The sequence below is a fragment of the Streptomyces purpurogeneiscleroticus genome (assembly GCF_020024005.1).
Lineage (GTDB): Bacteria > Actinomycetota > Actinomycetes > Streptomycetales > Streptomycetaceae > Streptomyces > Streptomyces purpurogeneiscleroticus.
Genome location: NZ_NHSG01000074.1, coordinates 1 through 7,752, shown reverse-complemented (window position 1 = coordinate 7,752; position 7,752 = coordinate 1). Strand labels below are relative to the sequence as shown.

Here is a 7,752-nt window from a genome sequence, read left to right as displayed (position 1 = left end):
CCCTCTTCGCCCAGCCGCTCTTCGACGGTGACCTGCTCCCCGACCCCCACGCGTCATTCTTCGCAACCGAGTGCCGAGGTCCATAACGTGAGAACCGAGTACCGGCCGTCGGTCGTGTCCCGGGCGGTCCGCACCGCCCGCGCCCTGCCGCTCACCCCGGGTATCACCCTCGCCACCGCGCAACGGGTGCTGCAGCAGATCGCCCGCGACCGCGGCAGCGTCGCGCTCATGCTCGCGATCCCGTGCATGCTGATGGTGATCCTCAAGCTGATGTTCGACGACGCGGACGGCGCCTTCGAGCGCATCGGTCCGCAGGTCTTCGGGATCTTCCCGCTCATCGTGATGTACCTGGTCGCCTCGGTCTCGACGCTGCGCGAGCGCACCTCGGGCACCGCCGAGCGGCTGCTGACCATGCCGGTGCAGCGGCTGGACATCGTGCTCGGTTACAGCCTGGCGTTCGGCTTCCTGGCGCTGCTCCAGGCCGTACTGGCGACGCTGCTCTCCGTGGGGCCGCTCGGGCTGGACATCAAGGGGCCGCCGTATCTACTCATGATCATCGCGATGCTGGGTGCGCTGCTCGGGCTGGCGCTGGGCCTCCTGGTCAGCGCCTTCGCACGGAACGAGTTCCAGGCGGTGCAGTTCCTGCCGGCCGGGGTGCTGCCGCAGTTCCTCGTATGCGGGCTGTTCGTGCCGCGCGAGGACATGAGCGACGGGCTCTCGGCGGTGGCCAAGGTGATGCCGATGACGTACGCGGTCCAGGCCGCCGGCGAGGCCGCCCGGCACGATGGCGTGACCGGCCTCTTCGTACGGGACGCACTGCTGATCCTGGGGTGCGTGATCGTCGTACTGCTCGCCAGCGCGGCGACACTCAAGCGCTGAGCACAGAATGTGAACAAGCACGACAGTGAGGAACAGGCACGACAATGAGGTGGGCCCGGCGCGACCGCCGGACCCACCTCACCGCGTCTTGCCGGTACTTGTACCGGCCTCAGTACCCACCACCCGAGGTGTTCCAGCCGAAACCGCCCTGGAGCTGGCCCGTGGAGGGGAACATGAACGGGCCCATCTGGATCGGGCGAGCGCCGGGCTCTCCGTCCGAAGGAACCGCGGACGACGTGGACCCGGACGACGCGAACGATGTCGACGGGGCAGCCAGCGCGGACGGAGCGGCTCCGCACGTGGCGAGGGCGACAGCGATCACGGATGCGGCCGCGGCACGTCGCAGGAACGACATGAATTCTCCTTGTGTGGGGCGGGATTTCTGCCGGACACCGAAACCTTAATAGCGGCACCGGCCGCAATCACGGGGTTCCCGGAGTTTCCGCGTTTCTTCCCTCAAAGGGGTACGGCGGGCCTGGAAAACAAGGGGAGTTGGCAGGACAGTAGAAAATCGATTTTCGTGAAAAACTGAGAGACGGCCCGCAAACCGAGAGGAGATTCTCAAACTCCGAGCAGCGCGTCGTCCCACCACCACGCCACCGTGGGCAGCCCCCGGGGCGCCGATCGGTCATCGTCCGCGGGCGATTCGGCCCACTCCAAGGGCGCCTCGTCCATGGGGTCCGGTACACGCCCCAGGCTCAGGTAACGCGGCACCCGGAGCCCCCACTCCGCGTTGCCCCGAATCCCGTACCGCAGCCCCTGGAGGTAAGTACTCAGCTCCAGTCCGGCCCCCGGACGCACCCGGTCGTGCACGGCCATGAAGCGCAGCAGTACCCGGTCCCGCAGCCGGGTGGCGGCCGCGACGGCCTCCGGGAGCGGCAGTCCCGTCTCGTGCATCAGCACGCTGTAGACGTTCTGATCGGTCTGGCCGCGGACCAACTCCTTGCGGAGGGAGTGCCGGTCGTTGTCCAGCGCCGCGACCATGATGGCCATCTCGGTGAGCGCGCGGACGGCCGGCCGCTCCATGTCCTGGGCGGGCACCTCCTGGCCGGTGGCCAGCTCCAGCATGGCGAACGGCGGTTCTCCGCCCGCGGACAGCAGCCGCATGGCAACGTACTCGTCCAGGCCCGGCATCCGGCCGACCGCGGCGTTGCCGATCTGCCAGGTCACGCCGGAGAGCCAGGCGCGGTGGGCGGCGGCGAACCGCCGCACCTGGAGGGGAGTGCCGAAGGACCTGAACTGTGCCGCGATCTCCTGCAGGGCCGGGATGAACCCGTCCGACTCGTCCCGCGCGGACGGCGCCTCCAGCGCGCGCTGGACACGGCCGGCCAGCGCGCTGAAGGCGGCGGGCCGGGTGCTGAGCGGGCCGTTGTCGCACCGGTTGTCATCGAAGGCGAAGCCCCAGTACACCCATAGGGAGGTCCAGAGCAGGCGGTCGTCGGTGGCGGCGTCGGGCGCGAAGCGGGCGAAGAAGTCGGTACTGCACGTCGCGGTGACCCACGTGCGCTCCTCGTCGGTCGCGCACATGGGGCTGGTCCGGATCCATTCCTTGGCCCGTTCGTCAACGAGGTGGGCACGCCGGTGCCGGGCGGATTCCAGGGGGCAGAAGATCGGTGGGAGATCGATCTCGTTGACGGTCATGGCCATGAACAGCACCTCTTGCCCTTGCTGACGACGACGGCACGAACGGACCTCATCCTGCAACGGTCGCCGTCGGGCACCCGCGACCTACATGCCCCTGGCAGGCATTCCCCCCTAACAGGGCAGAAGTTGTCCGAGGTTGACGGTCACGCGCCGCGGGTCCGGTCCTCGCCTTCCCCCTTCTCCTCCCTTATCCGGTTGTCGATCTGGGCGATGGCCCAGTGGGCCCAGTCGCGTGAGGCGGGGAGCATGTGGAGGCCGAAGCCGGCGGCGAGGTGGCCGAAGGCGAGGGGATCGGGCAGTGCGCCGTCGGCCGGGTCGACGTCCGCGGACTCCACCAGGGCGGTCAGGGCGTCGAGATCGCGCTGGGTGGCCGCGGCGTACTCGGTGAGCACGGCGCGTGCCTCCTTCGGGTCCAGCGCGAAGAGGAGGAAGAGCCGGAGTACGAACTCGTTCCGTACGACCGGGTTACGGGGCGGGTTCAGCAGCCATTGCCGCAGGTCCGCGCGGCCGGTCTCGGTGATCGCGTACGTCTTGCGGCCGCGCGCGCCCTCCTCGACGACCTCGGCGAGGCCGTCGGCGGCCAGCCGGTTGAGCTCTTGGTAGACCTGGTTGTGCTTGGCGTGCCAGGCGTACCGGTCGAGGCTCCGCTCGAATTTTTTGGTCAGCTCGTAGCCGCTGCCGGCCTCGTCGGCCAGCAGCCCCAGCAGTGCGTACCGCAGCGACATCGCGCTTCTCCGCCTCTTCGGCTCTCCGCCCCGTCTCCTTGCTGCGATCACTTTAGTCGAACGACAGGTAAAAGTTGACACGTGGCAGGGCACGTGTCAGTTTCTACATGTCTAAGTGAGAGTGCGTGAAGGCGAGGAGAGCAACGGTGCATACGGGGGCGGAGACCATGGGGTCGGGACCGGGACTAGTATCGAAGACGGCGTCAGAACAGTCGGCGGAGGCCGACGAGCAGAAGGCCGACGAGCAGAAGGCCGGCGAGCGGTGGTCGACCGGCCTGTGGCAGACGGTCTCGACCCTCGTCTGGGACGTGGGGCTGTCGATCGGCGTGTACTACGCCCTGCGCGCGTTCGGGGCTAGTGCGTACGTCTCGATGCTCGGCGCCACGCTCGCGGCCGCGCTCCGCGTGGCATACGTGGCGCTTCTCCCGCGCCGCTTCGATGTGTTCGCGGCGTTCATGCTCTCCGTATGGGGCGTCGGCCTACTGCTGTCCTTCGTGAGCGGTGACGCGCGGTTCGTACTGGCCAAGGACTCGGTACCGACCGGCCTCGCGGGGCTGATCTTCCTCGGTACGGCGGTGGCCGGACGGCCGATGATCTTCGCCGTCATTCGCCGCACACAGGGCCGCACGGCGCGGGCCCGGGCCGAACTCGACCAGCGGTGGGCCGATGAGCCCGCGTTCCGGCGCACGGTAACGATCATGACCTGCGTGTGGGGCATCGGCCTGCTGACCGAGGCCGTCATCAGGCTCCCGATGATCTACCTGCTGCCGCTCGACGCGGCCACCGGCCTCTCCGGCCTGATGCAGATCGCCACCTTCGTCCTGCTCACCTTCTACACCGTCATCCACCGCAGACTGGCCACCCGCCGCACCGCCCAGTAGGCGGCCGAGGAGCAGCGGCCGCAGCCGGACAGTCCTCGGGCGGGGCCCGGTCCCGGTCCTGTGTTTCGCGTGACATCGCCCACGCCGTTCGGCGGCCGACCGCTCCCTGACCGTCTCGGCCGGTGGGAGTTATCCACAGGCTCAGCGGCGGGATGGGTCGGGCTCGTAAGCTGCCTGGCATGAACGACGTGGACGGTGGGCTGGACCAGGATCCGGGTGGCGCGGGCGCAGGCGCCGGCCCGGACCGAGGCGAGAATGCGCGGGCCGGCGGGGCCCCGGGCGGTGAGGCGCTGGAGGTCGTGCACCGGGTCTTCGGGTACGACGCGTTCCGCGGCAGCCAGCAGGAGATCGTCGAGCACGTCATCGGCGGCGGCGACGCCGTCGTCCTCATGCCGACCGGCGGCGGCAAGTCGCTCTGCTACCAGATCCCCTCCCTCGTGCGGCCCGGCACGGGCGTCGTCATCTCCCCACTGATCGCGCTCATGCAGGACCAGGTCGACGCGCTGCGCGCGGTCGGCGTGCGCGCCGGATTCCTGAATTCCACGCAGGATTTCGAGGAGCGCCGCCTGGTGGAGGCGGAGTTCCTGGCCGGCGAGCTGGACCTGCTCTACCTCGCGCCGGAGCGGCTGCGCGTGGAGCAGACGCTCGGCCTGCTGGACCGGGGGAAGATCTCCCTCTTCGCCATCGACGAGGCGCACTGCGTCGCCCAGTGGGGCCACGACTTCCGCCCCGACTACCTCGCCCTGTCGATGCTGCACGAGCGCTGGCCCGACGTCCCCCGGATCGCGCTCACCGCCACGGCCACCGAAGCCACCCACACCGAGATCACGTCGCGGCTGCGGATGGAGCAGGCCCGGCACTTCGTCGCCAGCTTCGACCGGCCGAACATCCAGTACCGCATCGCGTCCAAGAGCGAGCCGAAGAAGCAGCTGCTGGACCTGCTGCGTACAGAGCACGCCGGGGACGCCGGCATCGTGTACTGCCTCTCCCGCGCCTCCGTGGAGAAGACCGCCCAGTTCCTGGTGGAGAACGGCATCGCCGCCGTGCCGTACCACGCCGGCCTCGACCCGCGTACGCGCGCGCATCACCAGTCGCGCTTCCTCCGCGAGGACGGCCTCGTGGTCGTCGCCACCATCGCGTTCGGGATGGGCATCGACAAGCCGGACGTGCGCTTCGTGGCCCATCTCGATCTGCCGAAGTCGGTGGAGGGGTACTACCAGGAGACCGGCCGCGCCGGACGGGACGGCCTGCCGTCCACGGCCTGGCTGGCGTACGGCCTGCAGGACGTGGTCCAGCAGCGGAAGATGATCGACGGCTCCGAGGGCGACGAGGCGCACCGGCGGCGGCTGGCCGCGCACCTCGACGCGATGCTCGCCCTGTGCGAGACGGTGGAGTGCCGGCGGGTGCGGCTGCTCGCGTACTTCGGCCAGCAGAGCAAGCCCTGCGGCAACTGCGACACGTGCCTGGCGCCGCCCCAGTCCTGGGACGGCACGGTGCCCGCGCAGAAGCTGCTGTCGACGATCGTCCGGCTGCAGCGCGAGCGCGGGCAGAAGTTCGGCACGGGCCAGATCGTCGACATCCTGATGGGCCGGAAGACCGCCAAGGTCATCCAGTTCGACCATGACGCGCTGAGCGTGTTCGGGATCGGGGCCGACCTGCGGGAGGCCGACTGGCGGGGCGTCGTACGGCAGTTGCTGGCGCAGCAGCTGCTGGCGGTCGAGGGTGACTACGGCACGCTGGTGCTGACCGGGACGAGTGGTGAGGTGCTGCGCGGGGACCGCCAGGTCCTGCTGCGGCGCGAGCCGGAGAAGCCGGCCCGGGCGGCCAGGGCGAAGGCCGCGAAGGGCAAGCGCGCGCCGGTCGATCTGCCGGCGGAGCTGCTGCCGGTATTCGAGGCGCTGCGGGCGTGGCGCGGGGCGACCGCGAAGGAGCAGGGCGTCCCGGCGTATGTGATCTTCCACGACGCCACGCTCCGCGAGATCGCCACGGCCCGGCCGTCCACCACGGCCGAACTGGGCAAGGTCAACGGCGTCGGCGAGAACAAGCTCGCGAAGTACGGCGAGTCGATCCTGGAGGTCCTCGCCGACGGCCCGGCGGCTGATGCCCCGGCGGGCGGCACGCCGGCAGGTGGTGCCCCGGCGGGCGGTACCCCGGCGGCTGGTGCCCCGGCCGCCGGAGCCCCGGTGGCGGCCGCCGCCGCTGCCACGGTCGGCGGGAAGGCCGCTGCTCCTGACTCCGAGGTGCCCTGGGACTGGGACATGGAAGAGCCGCCCATGGACGACTGGTAGGACTGGAGGAGACGAAGGGCGCGACGGACGGGCCCAGCCCACACCGCAGTCGGCTCCCGGCACCGTAAGCCTCCGGCGCCGTCAGCCCCGCGCGGGCCGCCGGTGGTGGCGCGGCCAGTTCCCCGTGCCGTAAGCCCCGTTGCCGTCAGCCCCCGCCGTTTCAGTCGTCGCAGTGGCCCGGGCGGGCGTACAGCGTGATGCGCGCGCCCGTGACGTCCTGGGTGCGGCACGGGGTAAAGGCGGCGCGGAGGGTGGTGCGCTTGACGATCTCCCCGGAGGTCTCGTCCTGCGGCTCGCCGCGCGGGTCGCCGAGCACGACGATGCGCGCGGTGCCGAGCATCCGGCTCCGGATGCGGTCGGCGGGCACCTCCGTGCCGTACAGCGAGCGCGAGGAGTCCGGCGCCCGGGACAGGGCCAGGTCGGTCAGGTCGCGGAACCGCTCCGGCTCGGACAGGGTCCACACCCGCCGCCTGGCCGGCATGAAGAGCAGCCCGTCACCGGGCTCCGCCACCGCCCGTAGGGCCTGGACGACGGCGGTGGCGTCGTCCTTACGGCTCTCCGGAGTGCGCAGGTGGACGGCGACGGGCAGCAGCGCCACCAGCACGGCCACCAGCGCCCACACCGCACGCCGCTTGCGGGCCCGGCCGACGCCCGCGAGCGGCCGGAACGCCCGGTCCAGGGCGGAGCCCATCAGGAGGGCGAAGCCGACAACGTAATAGAGGACGTAGCGGTCGACGAACATCGGCTGGAGCTGGGAGAGCAGCATCAGCGCAGCCGGCGGCACGATCAGCAGCGGCAGCGCGAGCTCTCGCAGCCGGACCGGCCCACGCGTCCGTACCGGTACGCGGGCGCAGACCACGCCCACCACCGCCAGCACCCCGAAGGTCACCAACTCCACGGGATCGGGCCACAGGGCCCAGCTGAGCTGGGCCGACTGCCCCGTGCTGAACAGCGCGAGCGGCGCGAGACCGGCGGCCACCACCCCGGCGGCGATGAGCCAGGTACGGCGGACGGCGCCGCGGACCGCGCCCGGCATGCCGGCCAGCACCACCGTCACACCGTGCGCCGCGAGCACCAGCACGGCGAACTCGTGCAGCAGACAGGCGGCCGACGTCACGACCACGTACGCGGTCCACCAGCGCCGCGCGGCACCGGCCACACCGAACAGCCCGAGTCGCCGCGCGTCCACGACGGCAGGGCTCGCGGCGAGCGCCCGGACGAGGAAGTACGTGGACCACGTGACCAGCGCGCAGACGAGCGCGTACGACCGGCCCTCCTGCGCGTACTCCTGTACGAGCGGCAGCAGCGGGAAGACCAGCCCCGCCGCCACGCCCG

At 70.8% G+C, this 7,752-nt stretch carries 6 protein-coding genes; 3 read left to right on the top strand and 3 right to left on the bottom strand.

Annotated elements, in window-relative coordinates; genetic code table 11:
* Positions 1–87 precede the first annotated feature (87 nt).
* Positions 88–879 carry an ABC transporter permease gene (locus tag CCS38_RS02300; protein ID WP_223731492.1) on the top strand — a complete coding sequence of 264 codons (792 nt, stop codon included), beginning with the start codon at positions 88–90 and terminating at the stop codon, positions 877–879.
* Positions 880–1,440: 561 nt separating this feature from the next.
* Here CCS38_RS02300 and CCS38_RS02295 read toward each other — a convergent pair.
* Complete coding sequence (locus CCS38_RS02295) at positions 1,441–2,526, bottom strand: terpene synthase family protein (RefSeq protein ID WP_223731491.1); 1,086 nt, start codon at positions 2,524–2,526, stop codon at positions 1,441–1,443.
* 140 nt (positions 2,527–2,666) lie between these two features.
* The gene (locus CCS38_RS02290) at positions 2,667–3,248 is read right to left on the bottom strand and encodes a PadR family transcriptional regulator (protein ID WP_223731490.1); all 582 of its coding nucleotides are present in this window, start codon (positions 3,246–3,248) and stop codon (positions 2,667–2,669) included.
* Positions 3,249–3,394: 146 nt separating this feature from the next.
* Here CCS38_RS02290 and CCS38_RS02285 point away from each other — a divergent pair, with 146 nt between their 5' ends.
* Positions 3,395–4,129 (top strand): VC0807 family protein, encoded by a 735-nt coding sequence (locus CCS38_RS02285; RefSeq protein WP_223731489.1) that lies wholly within the window; start codon positions 3,395–3,397, stop codon positions 4,127–4,129.
* Between the two features lie 179 nt (positions 4,130–4,308).
* The gene (gene recQ / locus CCS38_RS02280; RefSeq protein ID WP_223731488.1) at positions 4,309–6,417 is read left to right on the top strand and encodes a DNA helicase RecQ; all 2,109 of its coding nucleotides are present in this window, start codon (positions 4,309–4,311) and stop codon (positions 6,415–6,417) included.
* A gap of 160 nt (positions 6,418–6,577) precedes the next feature.
* On the opposite strand, the gene CCS38_RS02275 is transcribed toward recQ, so the two are convergent.
* Positions 6,578–7,752 (bottom strand): glycosyltransferase family protein (locus CCS38_RS02275; RefSeq protein ID WP_223731487.1); only part of this gene is annotated, 1,175 nt, incomplete at its 5' end.